This window comes from Planococcus sp. PAMC 21323 (assembly GCF_000785555.1).
Classification (GTDB): domain Bacteria; phylum Bacillota; class Bacilli; order Bacillales_A; family Planococcaceae; genus Planococcus.
Window position 1 is genome coordinate 1,379,245 of sequence record NZ_CP009129.1, and the last position, 21,673, is coordinate 1,400,917.

Genomic DNA, 21,673 nt, shown 5'->3' on the forward strand with positions numbered 1-21,673 from the left:
GGAGGAGTAAACATGACTGCAAAATTGATTGATGGAAAAGCGGTAAGCCAAAAAATTAAAATACAAGTACAACAACGAGTGGAAAAATTGGCGCAGCAAGAGATCATTCCAGGACTTGCCGTTGTGTTGGTCGGTGAAAACTCGGCCTCTCTTACATATGTGAAAAACAAAAAGAAAACATGCGAAGCACTTGGTATGCGCTCAGATTTGCATCAATTTCCAGAGACATTAACTGAGCAAGAGCTGCTTTCAAAAATAGATGATTTAAATAAGGATTCAGACATTCATGGAATTCTTGTTCAATTGCCATTACCTAAACAAATAGATGAATTTAAAGTGATTTCTGCCATTAGCCCGGAAAAAGATGTGGATGGTTTCCATCCAATTTCAGTTGGTAATATGATGATCGGTAAAGAAGCCTTTTTACCATGTACGCCGCATGGCATAATGGAGCTACTTGCACATTATGATATCGACCCGGCTGGAAAACACGCTGTAGTAATTGGTCGAAGCAATATTGTCGGCAAACCAATTGGTCAATTATTATTGCAAAAAGATGCAACCGTTACATATTGTCACTCAAAAACAAAAGATTTAGCACATTTTACTAAACAAGCGGATATTTTGATTGCTGCTATTGGAAAAGCTAAATTTATCGATCATACGTTCATCAAACCCGGTGCAGTTATTATTGATGTCGGGATGAATCGTGACGAAAACGGTAAATTATGTGGCGACGTAGACTTTGAAGATGTTCAAGAAACGGCAAGTTATGTTACACCTGTACCAGGTGGTGTTGGGCCCATGACAATTGCAATGTTAATGGGAAACACGCTACAATCTGCTGAAAAGGGTCTATAAAGACAAATCAACAATAGTTATGTAAAATAAGTAATAATGGGGCTGTTTTTCTTCCGAAAAACAGCTTTTTAAATTCACAGATAGGGGTTGAAAATGTGTCAGCCGACCCGTACTTAAGTGTTAAAGCATTAACCAAATACATAAAAAAGAAATTTGATGCCGATCCTCATCTACGTGATGTGTATGTAAAGGGTGAGTTGTCTAACGTAAAAATTCATACGAGTGGACATATTTACTTTACTTTAAAAGATAATTCAGCGCGGTTACCAGGTGTCATGTTCTCAGCAAGCGCGAAATCCGTGAAGTTTAAACCGGAAAGTGGCATGACGGTGTTAATTCGAGGAGACGTCACGGTCTATGAAGCATCAGGTCAATACCAACTATATGCGCAATCTATGCAAGTAGATGGGATTGGAGATTATTATTTAGCATTTGAACAATTAAAAGAAAAGCTAGCTAAAGAAGGTCTCTTCGAGGCTACACATAAAAAGAAACTGCCTCGTTTTCCAAAACGAATTGCTGTAGTGACTGCTCAAACAGGAGCAGCAGTACGAGATATTATCATCACACTTCAACGGAGATATCCTTTGGCAAATGTTGTATTGTACCCAACACTTGTTCAAGGTACCGGTGCCGTTCAATCAATCGTTCAGTCGATCCAAGCAGCCAATAAAGATCATTTTGATGTGTTGATTGTTGGTCGTGGTGGTGGTTCTATCGAAGATTTGTGGGCTTTTAATGAAGAAGCTGTGGCACGTGCCATTTTTTCATCAGAGATTCCAATTATTTCGGCAATCGGCCATGAAACCGATACGACCATTGCTGATTTTGTATCTGATTTGCGTGCACCAACGCCTACTGCTGCAGCCGAGCTTGCTGTGCCAAGTCAAGCAGAACTATTAGAGCGAATTTCAAGTTACCGAAGTCAAATGTACCGAACTGTTTCAAGCGCTGTGAATCAGCAAAAACAAGCGTTGAACCGACTGTCTTCATCTTATCCGCTTGCATACCCAGAACGTCTGTACCGGCCGTTTATTGAGCGTGTCGATCGTGCGACCGATTCTCTGCAACGAGAATCTTTACAGCATTTAAACCGTTCTAAAGAATCCTACCGAACACTTGACCAGCGCTTGAAATCGCGTATGCCCTTACAGCAAATCCGGCAATCTGAAACAGATGTAACGGAACTTGCGAGAAGGCTCGATTTTCAAGTAGAGCAATTGTTAAAAAATCATTCAAGACAGCTAACTTCGGCGATTCGAACATTGGATGCACTTAGTCCGTTGAAAATTATGGACCGAGGGTATTCTATACCATATGTCGAAGGAAACGTTGTTAAAAGTGTTGCGCAAATAACAAAAGGTGATAGCCTTACGCTTGCGATGCAAGACGGCACGATCCAAGCAACGGTCAATGAAATAAATACAAGGCGTAAAGGAGACGGAAGCGATGACTGAGAAAAAAATTATGTTCAATGATGCAATGGAACAACTTGAAGAAATTGTTCGTCAACTCGAACAAGGGGATGTCCCACTAGAACAAGCATTGACACTTTATCAAAAAGGCATGGAACTGTCGAAAGTTTGTCACGACAAATTACAAAATGCAGAAAGTCAATTAGTTACGATGATGAAAGACGGCAAAGAAGTGCCAGCTAACATAGAAATGGACGGGAATGCAAAATGAATTTGACCCAATTTCGTTCTCATTATGAACCGCTTATCCAACAAGAAATGGCACAACTAATACTTTCTTTGTCAATTCCTGATTCGTTAAAAGAATCTATGCATTATTCATTGCAAGCAGGCGGCAAACGAATTCGTCCAATTTTACTTTTAGCTGTATTGCATGAGATGAGTGGAGATGAACATCCAGACGCCTTGAAAGTTGCTGCAGCAATTGAAATGATTCACACGTATTCCTTGATTCACGATGATTTGCCGAGTATGGATGATGACGATTTACGTCGTGGCATGCCGACTAACCATAAAGTGTTTGGTGAAGCAATTGCGATTCTTGCAGGCGACGCGTTGTTAACGTATAGCTTTGGAGTGGTAGCGCGACTTGAACATGTATCGAGCGAAGACAAAATCCGCTTAATTGATTTGATGAGTGTTTCTGCTGGCGCGGAAGGCATGGTCGGTGGACAAGTACTAGACATAGAGGGCGAAGAAAAGCAATTGCAACTCGAAGAACTTGAACAAGTTCATCGCTTAAAGACAGGTGCATTGTTAACGTATAGTATATTGGCAGGCGGTATTTTAGCTCAGGCAACCAACGAAGAAATTGTAGCGCTTAGTCAGTTTGGTCAACATTTAGGATTAGCATTTCAAATTCAAGACGATATTTTGGATGTGACGGGAACTTCTCAAGAACTTGGAAAAACGGCAGGCAAAGATGAAACAAGTGAAAAAAGCACTTATCCGAGTTTATTAACTTTGCCGAAAGCAAAAGAGAAATTAGACTTCCATGCTACCGAGGCTGTAAATGCCCTTCATAAGTTAACTGGCGAAAAAACATTGCTGTTGGAACTCACACAATTAATTGTGCAAAGAAAAAACTGATTTTTAAGGCTCTGATTTGTACAATTGCTCAGTACTGATATAATATGTACAGACAGTCCGAAGGAAAATTTAAAAAAGGTGCGTGATGGCAATGGATCTACATTCGATTACTGGTCCATCTTTCTTAAAAGAGCTGAACACAAAACAGCTTGAAGTATTAAGTGAAGATATAAGACGGTTTTTAATAGAAAATTTATCAAGAACAGGTGGACATATTGGTCCTAACCTTGGCGTAGTGGAATTGACGCTAGCATTACACAAAGTATTTGATAGCCCTGCAGACAAGTTTATTTGGGATGTGGGACATCAATCGTACGTTCATAAAATCCTTACGGGAAGAGCTAGCCAATTTGACACTCTACGTCAATTCAAAGGGCTTTGTGGATTCCCAAAACGCAATGAAAGTGATCACGATGTTTGGGAAACTGGACATAGCTCAACTTCATTGTCAGCTGCTATGGGTATGGCGGCTGCTCGCGATATTAAAAAAGACAGCAATTACGTTATTCCAATTATCGGAGACGGCGCGTTAACAGGCGGTATGGCTTTTGAAGCATTAAATCATATTGGTCACACAAAAACGGATATGATCATCATTTTAAATGACAATGAAATGTCGATTGCGCCAAATGTTGGTGCGATGCACAGCATGCTTGGTCGCATGCGAACTGCTGGGAAATATAATAAAGTTAAAGACGATTTGGAATATTTATTGAAAAAAGTTCCTGCAGTCGGTGATCGTTTAGCCTCTACTGCTGAACGCGTGAAAGATTCGTTAAAATACCTTGTCGTTTCTGGCATGTTTTTTGAAGAACTGGGCTTTACCTATTTAGGTCCAATCGACGGACATGATTTGGAAGAGTTAGAAGACAATTTACGTTATGCGAAAAAAACAAAAGGTCCTGTGTTGCTTCATGTTATTACGAAAAAAGGCAAAGGCTTTTTACCTGCAGAACAAGATACAATTGGTACGTGGCATGGTACGGGTCCATATAAAATGGAAACTGGCGATCTAGTTAAATCGTCTTCAAAAGCACCATCATGGAGCGGATTAGTAGCAGAAACTGTTCGTAAATTAGCGCGTACTGACGAACGTATTGTAGCAATTACACCGGCGATGCCCGTGGGATCAAAATTGGAAGGATTTGCTTCTGAATTTCCTGAGCGCATGTACGATGTTGGGATTGCTGAGCAGCATGCAACAACAATGGCTGCTGGACTTGCAACGCAAAACATGAAACCATTCTTAGCTATTTATTCGACGTTTTTACAGCGTGCATATGATCAAGTAGTTCATGATATTTGCCGTCAAAACTTAAATGTCTTTATCGGCATTGATCGTTCTGGTCTCGTTGGAGCAGATGGCGAAACGCACCAAGGTGTATTTGATATTGCTTTCTTGCGGCACTTACCGAATATGGTTATTATGATGCCAAAAGACGAAAACGAAGGACAACATATGGTTAAAACTGCGATTGATTATAATGGTGGACCAATTGCATTACGTTATCCAAGAGGAAACGGCTTAGGTGTGCCAATGGATGAAGAGCTCGAAGCTTTACCAATCGGTTCATGGGAAGTGTTGGTAAAAGGAACGGATGCAGTGATACTAACATTCGGAACAACTATTCCAATGGCGATAAAAGCTGCCGAACAATTGTTTGAACATGGCATTTCTGTTGAAGTAGTAAATGCACGATTTATTAAACCGATGGACGTAGAAATGCTTCACACGATCTTTAAGCGGGAGATTCCGGTCTTAACAATTGAGGAAGCTGTTCTTCAAGGCGGATTTGGTAGTGCGGTTCTTGAGTTTGCTCAAGAACAACAGTATCGTGGTGCGGTTATCGATCGTCTTGGAATTCCGGATCATTTTATCGAACATGGAGATGTTGCTGAGTTGATGGATGAAATCCATTTGAACAGCGATGAAGTGGTACGTGTTATTAAAGAGCGAGCACAATCCAAAAAGCAGGCAGGTACAACTAGTCTATGAACAAACCTAAAAAAGAACGTGTGGATGTCTTGCTAGTTGAGCGGGGCATCTGTGAAACACGTGAAAAGGCAAAGCGAGCGATTATGGCTGGTATTATTTATTCTGGATCTGAACGAATGAATAAACCGGGAGAAAAGATTTTAGAAGATGCAGCCTTGCACATGAAAGGCAACGATTTGAAGTATGTTAGCCGAGGGGGCTTAAAGTTAGAAAAAGCTTTAGAGACATTTGATTTATCAGTTGCTGATAAATTGATGCTCGATATTGGCTCTTCTACTGGAGGCTTTACTGATTGTGCACTTCAAAACGGCGCTAAACATTGCTATGCACTAGATGTTGGTTACAATCAATTGGCCTGGAAAATAAGACAAGATGAACGCGTGACTGTTATGGAACGAGTTAATTTCCGGCATTCAAAACCTGAAGATTTTGTACAAGGATTACCTGAATTTGCATCAATTGATGTCTCTTTTATTTCGTTGCGTATTATTTTCCCAGTTTTAAAACAAGTACTTGTAACAGGTGGCGATGTCATCGCGCTTGTGAAGCCTCAGTTTGAAGCGGGTAGAGAAAATGTAGGGAAAAAGGGCATTATTCGAGACCCGAAAATACATCGTGACGTATTGGTAAAGGTTGGGAAGTTCGCAGTTGACTCTGGATTTCACGTGAAAAATATGTCGTTTTCTCCAATCACTGGTGGAGAAGGCAATATTGAATTTTTATTCCATCTCCAGTCGAGTATGGAAGGTCAAGAAATTGAACCTATTTCAGAGTTATTAATTGATGAGACGGTAAAACGAGCGCATGAGATCTTGTAAACACATTCCACTAGGAGTGTGTTTTTTTTATCGTCATCCGGGAATACAAAAGTAGTAACTATAAATAAGAGTTTCCTCATTAATTTGTGAATATAGATACGTACGCATATAAGCTTTTCTTGTTTTATGCATGGAATAACTGTAGGATATAATATATATAGAATAATTATTCACTCAAGGGGGAGCACCATGAACAAAGGACAGCGTCATATTAAAATACGTGATTTAATTTCGAATCGTGAAATTGAAACTCAAGATGAACTTGTAGAACTACTGAAATCAGCTGGCTATGAAGTAACACAAGCTACTGTTTCACGAGATATAAAAGAATTGCATTTAGTGAAAGTGCCATTACAAGATGGCCGATATAAATACAGTTTGCCAGCGGATCAACGTTTTAATCCAATGCAAAAATTGCATAGAGCGTTAACAGATGCTTTTGTAAGCATTGACGGAGCTAGTCATTTTTTAGTAATGAAAACATTACCTGGTAATGCACATGCAATAGGCTCTTTAATCGACCATTTGGATTGGGAAGAAATTCTCGGAACAATTTGTGGGGATGATACATGTTTAATCATTTGCAGAGATACCGAGCATCGTGAAATTTTAAGACAACGTTTAATCGAAATGCTTTAAGAAGAGGTGAACGGTATATGCTTCGTGAATTAGATATACGCAATTTTGCCATAATTGATTCTTTAACCGTTAGTTTTTCTGAAGGATTAACGGTCTTAACAGGAGAAACTGGCGCAGGTAAATCAATTATCATTGATGCTGTCCATCTTTTAGCTGGTGGAAGAGGAAGCCAAGAGTTTATCCGACATGGTGCAAAAAAGGCTGAAATAGAAGGATTATTTTCTTTGGAAGACGAACAGCATCCAGTGTTCCGCAAATTAGAAGAGTTCGGCATCACAAAAAGTGATGGCGACATTTTGTTGCGTAGAGAATTAAACGATAAAGGTAAAAATGTTTGCCGTATAAATGGTAAACTTGTTACAATATCAATTTTACGCGAAGTGGGTGCATCGTTGATTGATATCCACGGCCAGCACGAAACGCAGGAATTGATGGACGAAAAACAACATTTGTACTTATTGGACCAATTTGCGGGCAAAAGTTTAGCAAAGTCCAAAGAAAGTTATAGTCATACATTTGATAAATACATGAAGTTAAAACGCGAGTTTTCATCCTATACTGAAAACGAACAACAAATTGCACAGCGAATTGACTTACTGACATTCCAACTGCAAGAAATTGAAGCAGCAGAATTGGTTAACGGAGAAGAAGAAGAACTGGTGCAAGAACGAAAAAAATTACAGAATTTCAATAAAATTTACGAATCAATTTCAGCGGCACACGAAGCGATTCAAGGCGAAAGTAAAGGTTTAGACTGGATCGGTTCTGCCATGTCAGAAATCGAGCATGCCGCGGCAGTAGACGAAACATTTACAGGAGCATCAGAAACTTTATCGGGCGCTTTTTATTTGATTCAAGACACCGGTACTGAGATAAAACGTATACTTGATGATATGGAATTTGATCCTGGTCGATTAAATGAAATTGAACAGCGCTTGGCCGTCATTCAATCGTTAAAAAGAAAGTATGGTTCTTCAGTTGAGGACATCTTGCTTTACCATGAAAAACAGACTGATGAACTGGATAAATTAGTTAACCGTGATCAACGTTTCCAACTGGATCAAGAAAAGCTAAAAGAAATGACTGAAGACTTGCGTGTTGAAGCGGACGAATTAACGATTTTACGAAAAAAAGCTGCAAAAAGTTTAGGTAAAGCTATTATGGAACAATTAAAAGAGTTGCATATGGCTAAGGCATCATTTGAAGTTAATTTTGCTGTTTTACCCAATGCTAGATTTGATCGTAATGGCCATGATGCAATCACGTTCTATATCTCAACGAATCTTGGTGAACCATTAAAGCCTTTAACTAAAGTAGCATCAGGTGGAGAGTTGTCACGAATGATGTTGGCATTGAAAACCATTTTCTCTAAGCATCAAGGAATTACGTCGATTATTTTTGATGAAGTGGATACAGGGGTAAGTGGACGTGTGGCACAAGCCATTGCAGAAAAAATTGCAGCTATTTCAGTTGATTCTCAAGTTTTATGTATTTCTCATTTGCCTCAAGTTGCGGCCATGGCCGATCAGCATTTGTTTATTGAGAAGAAAGTCGACAAACAACGAACTACTACTGCAGTAACAGAGCTTGACGGAACTGAGCGTACAGAAGAAATGAGTCGAATGCTGTCAGGAGCTGAAATCACCGACTTAACTTTACAGCACGCTAAAGAGTTGTTAACATTAGCGGCTGATCGTAAATTATTAATGAAATAATAGAAGTAGACTTATACAAAATCCTACTAGAGTCAGTCACCAAGGAGAGAGAGTCCAATGGAAAAAATAAAAATCGCAATTGCAGATGATAATCGCGAATTGGTCGGACTGATGAAAGATTATTTAAATTCACAACCCAATATGGAAGTTGTGAATGTTGCCTATAACGGCAAAACCTGCATTGAAATGTTAGAAAGTGAAGCTATTGATATTTTACTGCTAGATATCATCATGCCTTATTTAGATGGCATCGCCGTTTTGGATGCTATTAAGGAAAATGATGATTTGCATGGAATTGCCGTTATTATGCTCTCTGCATTCGGGCAAGAATCAATTATGAGTCAGGCTGCCGATAATGGCGCATCTTATTTTATTATGAAACCGTTCGAGAGTGATCGGTTAGTAGTGCAGATTAATCATATTATGAACAAGCAGAGCAAAATGCCGGACGAAATTGAACTTAAACCCACTAGAGAAGACATTATTAACAAAATGGTTAAAGATATCGGTATTCCACCTCATTTAAAAGGCTATAGTTATTTAAAAGAAGCCGTCTCACTGGTGTTAGAGCAACCGGAATATTTAAACAAAGTAACGAAAGAGCTTTATCCTGGGATTGCTACTAAGTTTGATACTACATCGTCCAGAGTTGAACGATCAATTCGACATGCTATTGAGCAGGCATGGAACCGCCATGAAACAGTTGATCATATATCAGAAATCTTTGGCTACAGTGTAGCGCATTTAGAATCCAAACCAACCAATTCAGAGTTTATCGCAATGGTAGCAGATAGTTTACAAATAGAAAAAAGAGAAAAATTACATTAAAATATAATCTTGATCTTTCTTTGACGCATATGTGCTGAAGAGAAGGATCGGGATTTTTTTATTTAATAATTAATCGATAAAATTATTTTACTTTTCAGAAATTTAATGATATTTTAAATTGAATTGAAGGTTTAAATAAAGCGGAAAAAAGGAAAAGGTTAAGACGCGGTTACCACCGAAGGAAATCTAGGAACACAATTTTGTGAAGAACAGCAAATTAAGTGAAATGAAAAGAGGCGATCGCAATTGCAATTAATTAGGCAAATTGATGACTACTTTTTAGGTAATGATGAAGGAACTGTCGTAGACCGTCTATATTTTTATGGTGTTTATTGTGTCAGCCTTCTTATTGCACTTTTCACAATGACGTCCATGTAGACAAAAAAATATAAATAGGTCACAATTCCAATGGGCTAAAGCTGCATTGGATTTTTTTTGGCCCAATGTTGTTCATATCTTACAATGTAACAACTTACATAAGGTGAACCACGAAATTTACAACAAAAACAAGCGCTAGCAATGAACCTGCTTTACTTTTAGTTTTGGGTTAAAAGTGATACCCTGTTAATGGAACTGGAAAGAGAGAGTCAGTAACATGATGGTTTACTGGTTCAGTATATTTCAGAAATGAAAGAGGATGATTTTATTGTCTGAAGTCAAAGTGTATGCACACCGAGGCGCTTCAGGATATGCACTGGAAAACACTTGGGAAGCTTTTATAAAAGCTTGCGAATTAGGTGTAGGTATTGAATTAGATGTACAAATTACAAAAGACGGTGTAGTGGTTGTTTATCATGATGAGAATTTAAAACGTTTGACTGGGATTAACGCAGACATAGACACACTTGATTACGAAGATATAAAAGACTTACGCGTAGGCAAAAGGTGGATGCGCAGAATCCAACATCATCAAATCCCTTTAGCTTATGAAGTATTTCAGTGGGCAAAGAAAAAAGAAATTCCATTAAATGTTGAGTTAAAAGGTTCATTTGCAAAAAATCCAAAAGGTCCTCAAATTCTTGCTGCGATGTTAGAAGGGATGAACGATGTTCATATATCATCTTTCGATCCGCAGTTGTTGAAGGAAATGAAGAACTTGATGCCTTCTACTGAAATGGCATGGATTATCAAAAAGAATAAGCAGCTTGCTTATTCTAAAGGCATGGACTGGGTGGATAGTATTCATCTTCATAAGCGATTGCTAAGTAAAGCTTTATGGCATGAACTATTTAATCTTGATAAACAAGTACGCATATATGGCATACTCGGTTCAGAATCGCTTACACAGCGATTAGAGCCTTTAATGGTTGGCATTATTACCGATTATCCAGACCGCGTTAAAAGAAAAATGGCACCACCCTTTGCTGGGTGATGCCATTTTTTTATTTCTGGAATCTTTTTGATACTGTACCTTTTTTGCGATCTCGATTCAATAGAAAGCCTGCAAAAAATCCAATGCCAAGAACGACAAAAATAGTACCAAGCGTAAACTGAAGCCAGAGAGCCGGATAAGGCTCTAACAATTTATTGAATAAAGTGTCACGCATCAACTTAATGCCATACGCCGCCATGATTCCAGGAATCAACAAAATGATAAATGCCACTAGACGACCCATATTTACACATCCTTCATCTACTATTGTTTCCAATTCGGTTAAAGTTGTCAAGAAAACCTTCCTGAGTTACGCTTAAAACAATGATGCAATTAGTTGCATAACCGCAGGAAAGAGGATGAAATAATATGCAAAACGTATTAATTGTCGGGGGTGGAGTTGGCGGGTCCGCCATTTTAAATACACTCTTGGAATCAGATTATTTACATGTGCGTGGTGTAGTTGATTTAACACTTGAAGCACCTGCGATAGTCTCTGCAAAATCTAATGGTATTTCTGTCGCAACCAACTACAAAGAATTTGACGAAAAAGATATTGATATTGTATTTAATGTTACAGGAAGTGCATTTCTCTACGAAGAGCTTAAAGAATACTTTCTGGATAAAACCGTGATTATTCCTGGTAGCCTTGCCAATGTATTGGTTAGACTTTTAGAAGAAAAAGAACATTTCATTAGTCGACTTAGCGAGGAAAGTCATCGAGAAAAAATAATCTTTAACTCAATTGAAGAAGGTATGATTGGCATTGATAAAACAAGTCATATTACGTTTATCAATAAAAGTGCAGCTAGAATGCTTGAAGTTGCAGTAGAAGAAACAATTGGTAAGCATATCCATGAATTTATTTCATTAAGTGAGCTGCCAAGAACTTACGAAACAGGACGTATAGAGTTAAATAAAGAACTGCAGCTAAGAAATGGATTAAGAATTGTGACTTCACGTTTTCCAATGATTGGCGATGGTGGAGTAATTATTGGAGCATTTGCAGTGTTCAAAGATATTACAGAAGTAGTGGCGTTAGCAGAAGAAATCACCGACTTAAAAGAAGTTCAAACGATGCTAGAAGCCATTATACAATCGAGTGATGATGCCATTTCGGTAGTAGATGAAAAAGGGAATGGATTACTGGTCAATCCGGCTTATACCCGAATTACAGGATTGCAAATGAAAGATGTAATTGGCCATCCCGCTTCAGCTGATATTTCTGAAGGGGAAAGTATGCACTTGAAAGCATTGCAAACTCGAAAACCGGTTCGAGGCGTCAACTTAAAAGTCGGACCCGCAAACCGTGAAGTTATTGTAAATGTGGCACCGATTATTGTCGACAACAAGTTAAAAGGGAGCGTCGGGGTAATTCATGATACAACAGAAATTAGAACGTTAATGAAAGAGTTAGACCGAGCGCGAAGCATTATTCGGACATTAGAATCCAAATATACGTTTGATGACATTATCGGTTTATCGTCAGAAATGCAATTGTCATTGCAACAAGCAAAACTGGCAGCGCAAACTTTGGTAACCGTTTTACTACGCGGTGAATCAGGAACGGGAAAAGAATTATTTGCCCATGCCATTCATAGCGCAAGTGAACGGAAATACAATAAGTTTGTGCGAGTCAACTGCGCTGCGCTTTCTGAAGAGTTGTTGGATCATGAACTTTTTGGCTATGAGGAAGGAACAATTCTAGGTAGTAGAATCGGTGAAAAACGTGGTTTATTTGAAGAAGCAAATAATGGCAGTATTTTTCTAGATGAGATTGGTGAATTGTCACCCATGCTTCAAAGTAAATTATTGCGTGTATTGCAAGAACATGAAACATTACGTATCGGTGGCAGTAAACCGATTCCTGTTAACGTGCGAGTTATCGCGTCAACAAATGCTAATATGGAAAAAGCGTTGCTCGAGGGTAAGTTCCGTGAAGATCTATATTATCGTTTAAATCGGATGCCGATTTTAATTCCTCCTTTGCGTAATCGGAAACAAGATATTCCGAGGATCACAGAGCGCTTGTTGTTAAAGCTAAATCAAGAATATGGTCGCAGTGTCGAATCGATATCGGACAAAGCGCTACAATATTTACGTGTTTACGACTGGCCAGGAAATGTTAGAGAGCTTGAAAATGTTCTGAGTCGTTCGATGATCTTTATGCAAATGAATGATCGAGTCTTAACAGAAGAGCATATTCCACTGAATATGCTGAGAGTTCCTGAAGCGAAAAATGAAGTGCTCATCCAATCTTCGATGCCTTTGCAAGAGCAATTGGATACGGTAGAGCGCGGGATACTGCATCATGCACTCAAACAAGCGGGAGGCAATAAATCGAAAACAGCAAAGCAATTAGAAATTTCATTAAGAACTTTATATTATAAATTAGAAAAATACGGATTAATGTGATGTTTTGCAATAAGTTGCATGGTTTTGCAATAAATTGCAATATTTCATAGTCTAAAATGAAAATAAAACGCTTTCATCCCTTATATATGGCGTTTCGTTCTGTTTTAATTAAGAAGAATGAGGTGAGCAACAATGGCCACATTAAAACAGTTAATTGAAAATATTCCGAGCGAAACAAAACATACTGTCGCAGTTGCAGCTGCAGCTGATTTGTTTGTACTTGAAGCAATTAGCATGGCTGTTGAACGGAAAATGGCGTATTTTCGGTTGTATGACGATGGTTCTGCAATGATCGAAATGCTGCGAAAACATTTTCCGGAAATGTTAGATCATCCAGATATTGAGCTCTGTCACGCTAGCAGTCAAGAATCTGCTGCTGTAGCAGCCGTGAAATCCGTATTCAATAAAGAATCAGATATCTTGATGAAAGGGCAACTCGCAACCGCTGTGCTACTAAAAGCCGTATTAAATAAAGATTACGGATTGCGGACAGGTATGATTATGTCGCAGGTAGCAGCATTCGAAGTAACTGGGTTTGATCGACTTATTTTCGTCACAGACGCTGGGATGAATATTAATCCTAACTTGTCTCAAAAAGTTCAAATTATCGAAAATGCTGTTAAAATTGCACGTTCAATCGGCATTGATAAACCGATTGTCGCACCTTTAGCAGGTGTAGAAGTGATTAATCCAAACATGCAAGCAACGCTTGACGCTGCAGCACTGACCACAATGAATCAACGAGGACAAATCAAAAATTGTATAGTTGATGGGCCATATGCTCTCGACAATGCAATTTCCATTGCGGCAGCCAAAAACAAACGAATAACAGGAGATAATGCCGGTAAAGCCGACATCCTGCTCGTTCCATCTATTGAATCAGGTAATATTTTGTACAAATCATTGGTCTTTTTTGCAAATGCCAAAGTAGGCAGTATTGTGACAGGTGCGAAAGCGCCAATCGTCTTGTCGTCTCGAGCTGACAGTGCAGAAAGTAAATTATATTCACTGGCTTTGGCCATTTATTCATCACTAAATTAGGAACTATCATTAGGGGGAATTAACAATGGAAATTTTCAAAAAAATGGAAGAACATGACTACGAACAATTAGTATTTTGCCAAGATAAAAGTTCAGGACTAAAAGCGATTATTTGTATCCATGACACTACCTTAGGGCCAGCACTTGGCGGGACGCGTATGTGGAATTATGCAACAGAAGAAGAAGCAATTGAAGATGCAATTCGTTTAGGCCGCGGAATGACTTATAAAAATGCTGCAGCTGGTCTTAACTTAGGTGGCGGTAAAACAGTTATTATCGGAGATCCACTAAAAGATAAAAACGAAGAAATGTTCCGTGCGTTTGGTCGTTTTATCCAAGGATTAAACGGTCGTTACATAACTGCTGAAGATGTTGGAACAACAGTTGCTGATATGGACCTTATCCACGAAGAAACGGATTACGTTACAGGTATCTCACCAGCATTTGGCTCTTCAGGTAATCCATCACCAGTAACTGCTTATGGCGCTTATATTGGTATGAAAGCCGCTGCTTTAGAAGCATTTGGCGATGATTCATTAGTAGGCAAAACTGTAGCAGTACAAGGCGTTGGGAACGTTGCTTACCCGCTTTGCGAATATCTTCATAAAGAAGGCGCAAAACTAATCGTTACAGATATTAATGAAGAAGCTGTAAACCGTGCAGTAAAAGCATTTGGCGCAACTGCTGTAGCACCAAATGATATTTATTCACAAGAAGCTGATATTTTCGCACCATGTGCAATGGGCGCTATCATTAATGACGACACAATTCCTCAACTGAAAGTTAAAGTTGTTGCAGGATCTGCTAACAACCAATTAAAAGAACAGCGTCATGGTGATGAATTAGAAGCTCGTGGAATTGTTTATGCACCTGACTTTGTTATTAACTCAGGCGGTGTTATCAACGTAGCTGATGAATTATACGGATACAATAACGAACGTGCGATGAAACGCGTTGAAACAATTTATGACAGCATTACAAAAATCTTTGCTATCGCTAAGCGCGATAATATCCCAAGCTACATCGCAGCAGATCGTATGGCTGAAGAGCGCATCGAACGCGTACGCAAATCAAGATCTCAATTTTTGAGAAATGAACATAATATTTTAAGCAGAAGATAAAAAGACCAATTCGCGCGTACGGAACCCTTTTCTGTGCCGCTTAAGCCGTACTCGGCGTGGCCTCCGCAAGAAGTCAGGCAAAGTACGCCTGGCTTCTTGTTTTGTCTAGTCGGTATGCAGGGTTTTATTACAACCTCAATTAATGAAGCGAAATGGAGGAAACGATGTGCAAAGACAATCTAATCGTATCCTAGTCATTAATCCGGCCTCCACTTCGACTAAAATTGGCGTTTTTGATAACGATATATTGATTATGGAAAAAACCATACTACATGCTTCGAATGAATTAAGTGCATTTTCGAGTATCGCGGATCAGCATTTATTTAGAAAAAACACCATTTTAGAATCTTTAGACAAAGAAGGAATGAACATTTCTAATTTGGCTGCAGTTTGCGGTAGAGGGGGCTTATTACGCCCGATTGAAGGTGGAACTTACGAAGTTAATGCTGACATGATTGAAGATTTACGAACAGGCTATTCTGGACAGCATGCTTCTAACTTAGGGGGCATTATTGCGCATGATATTGCAGACGCTTTGAATATCCCTGCTTTTATTGTAGACCCAGTTGTAGTGGATGAATTAAGTTCCACAGCACGTATATCAGGGTTTACATCTATTGAACGAAAATCTATTTTCCATGCACTCAATCAAAAAGCAGTAGCACGTCATTACGCCAAAAAAATCGGCCGATCATATGAAGAAGTAAACTTAATTGTTGCTCATATGGGGACTGGTGTCACTGTTGGTGTACACCAAAAAGGACGCGTTATCGATGTTAACAATGGTTTACATGGTGATGGTCCATTTAGTCTTGAGCGAGCTGGTACTGTACCTGCGGGCGATTTAGTTGAATTATGTTTTTCCGGTCAATATAACCGTCAGGAAATTTTGAGAAAACTAGTTAGGAATAGTGGGCTAGTTGCATATCTTGAAACAAAAGATGTCGTAAAAGTGGAAAAACAGATTTTAGCAGGAGACACAAAAGCGAAATTAATATATTATGCAATGGCTTATCAAATCGCTAAAGAAATTGGAGCTGCTAGTGCTGTTTTGAAAGGTCAAGTAGATGCCATTATTTTGACAGGCGGTTTGGCTCATGGAAGTAGCTTTGTAGAAGCAATATCGGAGCGGGTTAACTGGATTGCTGACATTGAAATTCGGCCAGGAGAAAATGAACTTCAAGCATTAGCAGAAGGTGCAACTAGAGTGTTAAACGGTGAAGAACGAGTAAAAACTTATTCGTTTTAAGCTTTGAATTGTATAAAGGAGGAAAAATCTATGGCTCAAAATTATGATGTTGTTATTTTAGGTGGCGGAACAGGCGGTTATGTGGCAGCGATTCGCTCAGCACAACTTGGTTTGAAAACGGCAATAGTGGAAAAAAATGAGCTTGGTGGTACGTGCTTACACAGAGGCTGTATTCCAAGTAAAGCATTGCTTCGTAGCGCTGAAGTATACTCAACAACAAAAAATCACGCAGCTGATTTTGGTGTTCAAACTGGTGACGTCACATTAGATTTTTCACGTGTCCAACAGCGCAAACAAGGAATTGTCGATCAATTGCATGCAGGTGTGCAAGGGTTGATGAAAAAAGGCAAAATTGATGTGTACGAAGGTATTGGAAGAATTCTTGGACCATCCATTTTCTCTCCTAACGCTGGAACCATTTCAGTAGAAATGAAGAATGGCGAAGAAAACGAAATGTTGATTCCAAGTAACGTAATTATTGCTACAGGATCGCGCCCGCGCACATTGCCAGGCTTAACTATTGACGGCGAATTTGTCATGACTTCTGATGAAGCCTTGAAAATGGAAACTTTGCCACAATCTATCTTGATTGTTGGTGGAGGAGTTATCGGTATCGAATGGGCATCAATGCTTAACGATTTCGGAGTTGACGTTACTGTAATTGAATATGCAGACCGCATTATTCCGACTGAAGACAAAGACATTTCTAAAGAAATGTTGAAACTTTTAAAGAAAAAAGGCATTAAATTTGCGACAAGTGCTAAAGTTATGGCAGATACATTAGAAACAGGCGAAAACGGCGTGACAATTCAAGCAGAAATCAATGGCAAAAACGAGAGTTTTTCTGCCGAGAAAATGCTAGTTTCTGTTGGACGTCAAGCAAATGTTGAAAATATTGGTATTGAAAACACAGACATTATTGTTGAGAAAGGCTTTATTCAAGTGAAAAAATCTTTCCAGACAAAAGAATCTCATATTTACGCAATTGGCGATGTGATTGGTGGTCTTCAATTAGCACATGTTGCTTCACACGAAGGCATCACGGCTATCGAACATATTAAAGGCAATAATCCACATGCTATCGATTATGATTTAGTATCACGCTGTATTTATTCGAATCCAGAAGCAGCGAGTGTTGGGATTACAGAAGAGCAGGCAAAAGAAAAAGGACACGATGTTAAAGTTGGTAAATTTTCTTTTAAAGCGATCGGTAAAGCATTAGTTTATGGTGAATCAGACGGTTTCGTTAAAATCATCGCAGATAAAGAAACAAACGATATACTTGGCGTGCATATGATTGGTCCACACGTAACAGATATGATTTCAGAAGCTGGCCTTGCGATGGTACTAGATGCAACACCATGGGAAATCGCTGAAACAATTCATCCGCACCCAACACTTTCAGAAGTAATGGGCGAAGCGGCATTGGCAGTTGACGGAAAAGCAATCCACAGTTAAAGGAGGAAATATAATGGCTACGAAACACGAAGAAGTTGGTTTAACAAATGAAGATGTTTTAAAAATGTATGAAACGATGCTAATGGCACGTCGCGTTGATGAACGCATGTGGTTATTAAACCGTGCAGGTAAAATTCCTTTCGTAATTTCTTGTCAAGGCCAAGAAGCGGCACAAGTTGGCGCGGCTTACGCACTTGATAACTCGAAAGATTATATCGCCCCTTACTACCGAGATATCGGTGTAGTTCTTCATTTTGGCATGACGCCAAAAGAATTGATGTTATCGGCTTTTGCTAAAGCAGAAGACCCGAACTCAGGTGGACGTCAAATGCCTGGTCATTTTGGTCAGAAAAGTAACCGCATTATTACAGGATCTTCACCTGTGACAACTCAATTGCCCCACGCAGTTGGCGTTGCATTAGCAGGGAAAATGAAGAAAAAAGATTTCATCACATTTACAACACTAGGTGAAGGTTCTTCTAACCAAGGTGACTTTCATGAAGGTATGAACTTTGCTGGTGTACATAAATTACCAGTTATTATTATGGTTGAAAACAATAAATACGCAATTTCGGTACCGGTTGAACGTCAACTAGCTTGTAAAAACGTTTCTGACCGTGCAATCGGTTATGGTATGCCAGGTGTAACAATCGATGGTAACGATCCAATTGAGGTATACAAGCACGTTAAAGAAGCAGCTGATCGTGCGCGTCGTGGCGAAGGTCCAAGTTTAATCGAAACCGTTTCTGAACGTATGACAGCTCACTCTTCTGATGATGACCACCGTCAATACCGTTCGGCAGATGAATTGGCAGCACAAAAATCAACAGATCCAATTTTGACATTTGGTGCTTATTTAAAAGAGAGCGGCATTATGAATGATGAATTGGAAAAAGAGATTAATGATCGCATTATGGTAATTGTTAACGAAGCAACTGACTATGCAGAAGAAGCACCATATGCAGAGCCGGAGCATGCGATGAAATATGTCTATGCCGAAGAAGGAGGAGACGAATAATGGCTATTATGTCTTATATCGATGCCATCACGCTTGCCATGAAAGAAGAAATGGAACGTGACGAAAACGTCTTTGTTCTCGGAGAAGACGTTGGTAAAAAGGGTGGAGTTTTTAAAGCAACTCAAGGTCTGTACGATCAATTCGGAGAAGACCGCGTATTAGATACACCGCTTGCGGAATCAGCAATCGCCGGTGTTGGAATTGGCGCAGCAATGTACGGTTTACGTCCAATTGCAGAAATGCAATTTGCGGATTTTATTATGCCTGCAGTTAACCAAATTATTTCAGAGGCTTCACGTATTCGTTACCGTTCAAATAATGATTGGAGCTGTCCAATCGTTTTCCGCGCACCATTTGGCGGCGGAGTTCACGGAGCACTTTATCATTCTCAGTCGGTAGAAGCGATTTTTGCGAACCAACCTGGATTGAAAATCGTGATTCCGTCTACTCCGTACGATGCAAAAGGTCTTTTGAAAGCGGCAATTCGCGATGATGATCCTGTCATGTTCTTTGAACATAAACGCGCATATCGCTTGATTAAAGGTGAGGTGCCAGAAGAAGATTACACAATTGAAATTGGTAAAGCAGATGTTAAACGCGAAGGTGATGACATTACTGTTATCACTTACGGTTTAGCAGTTCACTTTGCACTTCAAGCAGCAGAACGTTTAGCAGAAGATGGAATTTCTGCACATATTCTAGATTTGCGCACAATTTATCCATTGGATAAAGAAGGCATTATTGAAGCTGCGAAGAAAACAGGTAAAGTTCTTTTAGTTACAGAAGATAATAAAGAAGGAAGCATTATCGGAGAAGTAGCAGCGATTATCGCTGAAAACTGCTTATTCGATTTAGATGCCCCAATTAAACGTCTGGCAGGACCAGATATTCCAGCAATGGCATATGCACCAACGATGGAGAAATTCTTCATGATCAACCCAGACAAAGTAGAAAAAGCAATGAGAGAACTAGCAGAGTTTTAAAACGAAAAGTTGAACCGGCCGCACAGCTCCGACAGGCATAAGGCGCTTTGGCGAAGCGGCGTCTTTTTAGCCGCATAGCCAAAGTGACTTATGACCCGAGGAGTTGGCCGGTGAAACTAGACAAACGAAAAGTGTAAGCGCCCATGTAGATTCGACGGGCATAAGACACACTGGCGAAGCGGCGTTTTTTGCCGCACAGTCAGAGTGGCTTATGACCCTAGAATCTGGGAGCTGAAGGCTAGAAATAATAAAAACTAAAGCGAACGATTAAGTAAAGGAGGAAATCCCTTGGCTATAGAAAACATTAAAATGCCTCAGTTGGGCGAAAGTGTTACAGAAGGAACAATTGAAAAATGGCTTGTCCAGCCAGGCGACCACGTCAATAAATACGATCCATTAGCAGAAGTTAATACAGATAAAGTTACAGCGGAAGTTCCATCTTCTTTCACAGGAATCATTAAAGAATTGATTGCCTCAGAAGGTGAAACTTTAGCAGTAGGTGAAATTGTTTGTACAATTGAGACAGAAGGCGGAGGCGCTGCAGCTGTCGAAGAAACAAAACCTGCAAATGAAGAAAAACCAGCTGATAAAAAAGAAGAGTCAAAAACTTCTTCTACACCAGTGAAACCAACAGGTGCAAAAGGACGTTACTCACCAGCAGTTTTGCGTTTAGCTCAAGATAACGACATCGATTTAACGCAAGTGGAAGGCTCAGGAAACGAAGGCCGTATCACACGTAAAGATTTAATGAAGTTAATCGACAGTGGCAACGTTCCAAAAGCTGGAGATGCACCGGCAGCTCAAGCGGCACTAACGCAACAAGAACAACCAGTAGCTCAACAGTCAGCTCCTGCTGCACCAAAAGCTGCTTCAGCTCCTATAGAAAGCGCGCCTGGCGATATTGAAATTCCAGTCTCTGGTGTACGTAAAGCTATTGCAGCAAACATGCTGAAAAGTAAGCATGAAGCACCTCATGCATGGATGATGATTGAAGTAGACGTAACAAACTTGGTTCAGTACCGCGATTCGATTAAAGGTGAATTCAAGAAAAAAGAAGGCTTTAACATTACGTATTTTGCTTTCTTCGTAAAAGCGGTTTCTCAAGCTTTAAAAGAATTCCCGATGATGAACTCTATGTGGGCTGGAGATAAGATTATCCAGAAAAAAGATATCAATATTTCTATCGCTGTAGCTTCTGATAGTGCTTTATTTGTACCGGTTATCAAAAATTCTGATGAAAAATCAGTTAAAGGAATCGGGAAAGAAGTAAACGAATTAGCACTCAAAGCACGCTCTGGCAAATTGAAATCTGCTGATATGCAAGGTGGTACATTTACCGTTAATAACACGGGGTCATTTGGCTCTGTTCAGTCGATGGGAATTATCAATCATCCACAAGCTGCCATTATGCAAGTAGAGTCGATCGTCAAGCGTCCTGTGATTATGGACAACGGAATGATTGCTGCTCGGGATATGGTTAACCTTTGCTTATCACTAGATCACCGAGTTTTAGACGGTCTGGTTTGCGGACAATTCTTGGCACGTGTTAAAGAAATTTTAGAGAATATGTCTAAAGAAAATACATCTGTTTATTAA

Annotated in this window: 19 protein-coding genes; 18 read left to right on the plus strand and 1 reads right to left on the minus strand. The window is 39.5% G+C overall.

Going from position 1 to position 21,673, the window contains the following annotated elements:
• Positions 1-12 precede the first annotated feature (12 nt).
• The 10 genes from folD to PLANO_RS07060 all read left to right on the plus strand — a co-directional run bounded on the left by folD (position 13) and on the right by PLANO_RS07060 (position 10,793).
• The gene (folD, locus tag PLANO_RS07015) at positions 13-861 is read left to right on the plus strand and encodes a bifunctional methylenetetrahydrofolate dehydrogenase/methenyltetrahydrofolate cyclohydrolase FolD (protein ID WP_038703750.1); all 849 of its coding nucleotides are present in this window, start codon (positions 13-15) and stop codon (positions 859-861) included.
• Between the two features lie 95 nt (positions 862-956).
• On the plus strand, positions 957-2,318 hold the full coding sequence (gene xseA / locus PLANO_RS07020) for an exodeoxyribonuclease VII large subunit (RefSeq protein ID WP_038703751.1): 1,362 nt from the start codon (positions 957-959) through the stop codon (positions 2,316-2,318).
• Positions 2,311-2,547: an exodeoxyribonuclease VII small subunit gene (gene xseB, locus PLANO_RS07025; protein ID WP_008429975.1), complete on the plus strand. Its 237-nt coding sequence runs from the start codon at positions 2,311-2,313 to the stop codon at positions 2,545-2,547. Before xseA ends, xseB begins: the two co-directional genes overlap by 8 nt.
• Positions 2,544-3,425 (plus strand): polyprenyl synthetase family protein, encoded by an 882-nt coding sequence (locus PLANO_RS07030; RefSeq protein WP_038703752.1) that lies wholly within the window; start codon positions 2,544-2,546, stop codon positions 3,423-3,425. Before xseB ends, PLANO_RS07030 begins: the two co-directional genes overlap by 4 nt.
• A gap of 91 nt (positions 3,426-3,516) precedes the next feature.
• On the plus strand, positions 3,517-5,421 hold the full coding sequence (gene dxs, locus PLANO_RS07035; RefSeq protein ID WP_038705400.1) for a 1-deoxy-D-xylulose-5-phosphate synthase: 1,905 nt from the start codon (positions 3,517-3,519) through the stop codon (positions 5,419-5,421).
• The gene (locus PLANO_RS07040; protein WP_038703753.1) at positions 5,418-6,239 is read left to right on the plus strand and encodes a TlyA family RNA methyltransferase; all 822 of its coding nucleotides are present in this window, start codon (positions 5,418-5,420) and stop codon (positions 6,237-6,239) included. Before dxs ends, PLANO_RS07040 begins: the two co-directional genes overlap by 4 nt.
• Before the next feature lie 189 nt (positions 6,240-6,428).
• On the plus strand, positions 6,429-6,878 hold the full coding sequence (gene ahrC / locus PLANO_RS07045) for a transcriptional regulator AhrC/ArgR (RefSeq protein ID WP_038703754.1): 450 nt from the start codon (positions 6,429-6,431) through the stop codon (positions 6,876-6,878).
• Between the two features lie 17 nt (positions 6,879-6,895).
• Positions 6,896-8,593, plus strand: a complete 1,698-nt coding sequence (gene recN, locus PLANO_RS07050; RefSeq protein WP_038703755.1) for a DNA repair protein RecN — start codon at positions 6,896-6,898, stop codon at positions 8,591-8,593.
• A 57-nt stretch (positions 8,594-8,650) separates the two neighbouring features.
• The gene (gene spo0A, locus PLANO_RS07055) at positions 8,651-9,421 is read left to right on the plus strand and encodes a sporulation transcription factor Spo0A (protein WP_038703756.1); all 771 of its coding nucleotides are present in this window, start codon (positions 8,651-8,653) and stop codon (positions 9,419-9,421) included.
• A gap of 637 nt (positions 9,422-10,058) precedes the next feature.
• Positions 10,059-10,793 carry a glycerophosphodiester phosphodiesterase gene (locus tag PLANO_RS07060; RefSeq protein WP_231554760.1) on the plus strand — a complete coding sequence of 245 codons (735 nt, stop codon included), beginning with the start codon at positions 10,059-10,061 and terminating at the stop codon, positions 10,791-10,793.
• Positions 10,794-10,803: 10 nt separating this feature from the next.
• On the opposite strand, the gene PLANO_RS07065 is transcribed toward PLANO_RS07060, so the two are convergent.
• The gene (locus PLANO_RS07065) at positions 10,804-11,037 is read right to left on the minus strand and encodes a DUF2627 domain-containing protein (protein WP_038705401.1); all 234 of its coding nucleotides are present in this window, start codon (positions 11,035-11,037) and stop codon (positions 10,804-10,806) included.
• Positions 11,038-11,162: 125 nt separating this feature from the next.
• On the opposite strand from PLANO_RS07065, the gene PLANO_RS07070 reads away from it, so the two are divergent.
• From PLANO_RS07070 to PLANO_RS07105, 8 genes are all read left to right on the plus strand, one after another.
• A complete protein-coding gene (locus PLANO_RS07070; RefSeq protein WP_038703758.1) occupies positions 11,163-13,208 on the plus strand; it encodes a sigma-54 interaction domain-containing protein in 2,046 nt (681 codons plus the stop codon).
• Positions 13,209-13,340: 132 nt separating this feature from the next.
• On the plus strand, positions 13,341-14,249 hold the full coding sequence (gene yqiS, locus PLANO_RS07075) for a phosphate butyryltransferase (protein WP_038703759.1): 909 nt from the start codon (positions 13,341-13,343) through the stop codon (positions 14,247-14,249).
• A gap of 25 nt (positions 14,250-14,274) precedes the next feature.
• Entirely contained in the window at positions 14,275-15,369 is a 1,095-nt protein-coding gene (locus PLANO_RS07080; protein WP_038703760.1) for a Leu/Phe/Val dehydrogenase, read from the plus strand.
• Positions 15,370-15,535: 166 nt separating this feature from the next.
• Positions 15,536-16,618, plus strand: a complete 1,083-nt coding sequence (buk, locus tag PLANO_RS07085) for a butyrate kinase (RefSeq protein WP_038703762.1) — start codon at positions 15,536-15,538, stop codon at positions 16,616-16,618.
• A gap of 30 nt (positions 16,619-16,648) precedes the next feature.
• Positions 16,649-18,076 (plus strand): dihydrolipoyl dehydrogenase, encoded by a 1,428-nt coding sequence (lpdA, locus tag PLANO_RS07090; RefSeq protein ID WP_038703763.1) that lies wholly within the window; start codon positions 16,649-16,651, stop codon positions 18,074-18,076.
• Between the two features lie 13 nt (positions 18,077-18,089).
• Positions 18,090-19,094, plus strand: a complete 1,005-nt coding sequence (locus tag PLANO_RS07095) for a thiamine pyrophosphate-dependent dehydrogenase E1 component subunit alpha (RefSeq protein WP_038703765.1) — start codon at positions 18,090-18,092, stop codon at positions 19,092-19,094.
• Positions 19,094-20,077: an alpha-ketoacid dehydrogenase subunit beta gene (locus PLANO_RS07100; protein WP_038703766.1), complete on the plus strand. Its 984-nt coding sequence runs from the start codon at positions 19,094-19,096 to the stop codon at positions 20,075-20,077. Before PLANO_RS07095 ends, PLANO_RS07100 begins: the two co-directional genes overlap by 1 nt.
• 288 nt (positions 20,078-20,365) lie before the next feature.
• Positions 20,366-21,673, plus strand: coding sequence for a dihydrolipoamide acetyltransferase family protein (locus PLANO_RS07105; protein WP_038703767.1), 1,308 nt, complete (start codon positions 20,366-20,368; stop codon positions 21,671-21,673).

Excerpts from the sequence above, each read along its gene's own strand:
- folD (WP_038703750.1), top strand. The coding sequence starts at position 13 with ATGACTGCAAAATTGATTGATGGAAAAGCGGTAAGCCAAAAAATTAAA.
- xseB (WP_008429975.1), top strand. The coding sequence starts at position 2,311 with ATGACTGAGAAAAAAATTATGTTCAATGATGCAATGGAACAACTTGAA.
- PLANO_RS07030 (WP_038703752.1), top strand. The coding sequence starts at position 2,544 with ATGAATTTGACCCAATTTCGTTCTCATTATGAACCGCTTATCCAACAA.
- dxs (WP_038705400.1), top strand. The coding sequence starts at position 3,517 with ATGGATCTACATTCGATTACTGGTCCATCTTTCTTAAAAGAGCTGAAC.
- PLANO_RS07040 (WP_038703753.1), top strand. The coding sequence starts at position 5,418 with ATGAACAAACCTAAAAAAGAACGTGTGGATGTCTTGCTAGTTGAGCGG.
- ahrC (WP_038703754.1), top strand. The coding sequence starts at position 6,429 with ATGAACAAAGGACAGCGTCATATTAAAATACGTGATTTAATTTCGAAT.
- recN (WP_038703755.1), top strand. The coding sequence starts at position 6,896 with ATGCTTCGTGAATTAGATATACGCAATTTTGCCATAATTGATTCTTTA.
- spo0A (WP_038703756.1), top strand. The coding sequence starts at position 8,651 with ATGGAAAAAATAAAAATCGCAATTGCAGATGATAATCGCGAATTGGTC.
- PLANO_RS07060 (WP_231554760.1), top strand. The coding sequence starts at position 10,059 with ATGATTTTATTGTCTGAAGTCAAAGTGTATGCACACCGAGGCGCTTCA.
- PLANO_RS07065 (WP_038705401.1), bottom strand. The coding sequence starts at position 11,037 with ATGGGTCGTCTAGTGGCATTTATCATTTTGTTGATTCCTGGAATCATG.
- PLANO_RS07070 (WP_038703758.1), top strand. The coding sequence starts at position 11,163 with ATGCAAAACGTATTAATTGTCGGGGGTGGAGTTGGCGGGTCCGCCATT.
- yqiS (WP_038703759.1), top strand. The coding sequence starts at position 13,341 with ATGGCCACATTAAAACAGTTAATTGAAAATATTCCGAGCGAAACAAAA.
- PLANO_RS07080 (WP_038703760.1), top strand. The coding sequence starts at position 14,275 with ATGGAAATTTTCAAAAAAATGGAAGAACATGACTACGAACAATTAGTA.
- lpdA (WP_038703763.1), top strand. The coding sequence starts at position 16,649 with ATGGCTCAAAATTATGATGTTGTTATTTTAGGTGGCGGAACAGGCGGT.
- PLANO_RS07095 (WP_038703765.1), top strand. The coding sequence starts at position 18,090 with ATGGCTACGAAACACGAAGAAGTTGGTTTAACAAATGAAGATGTTTTA.
- PLANO_RS07100 (WP_038703766.1), top strand. The coding sequence starts at position 19,094 with ATGGCTATTATGTCTTATATCGATGCCATCACGCTTGCCATGAAAGAA.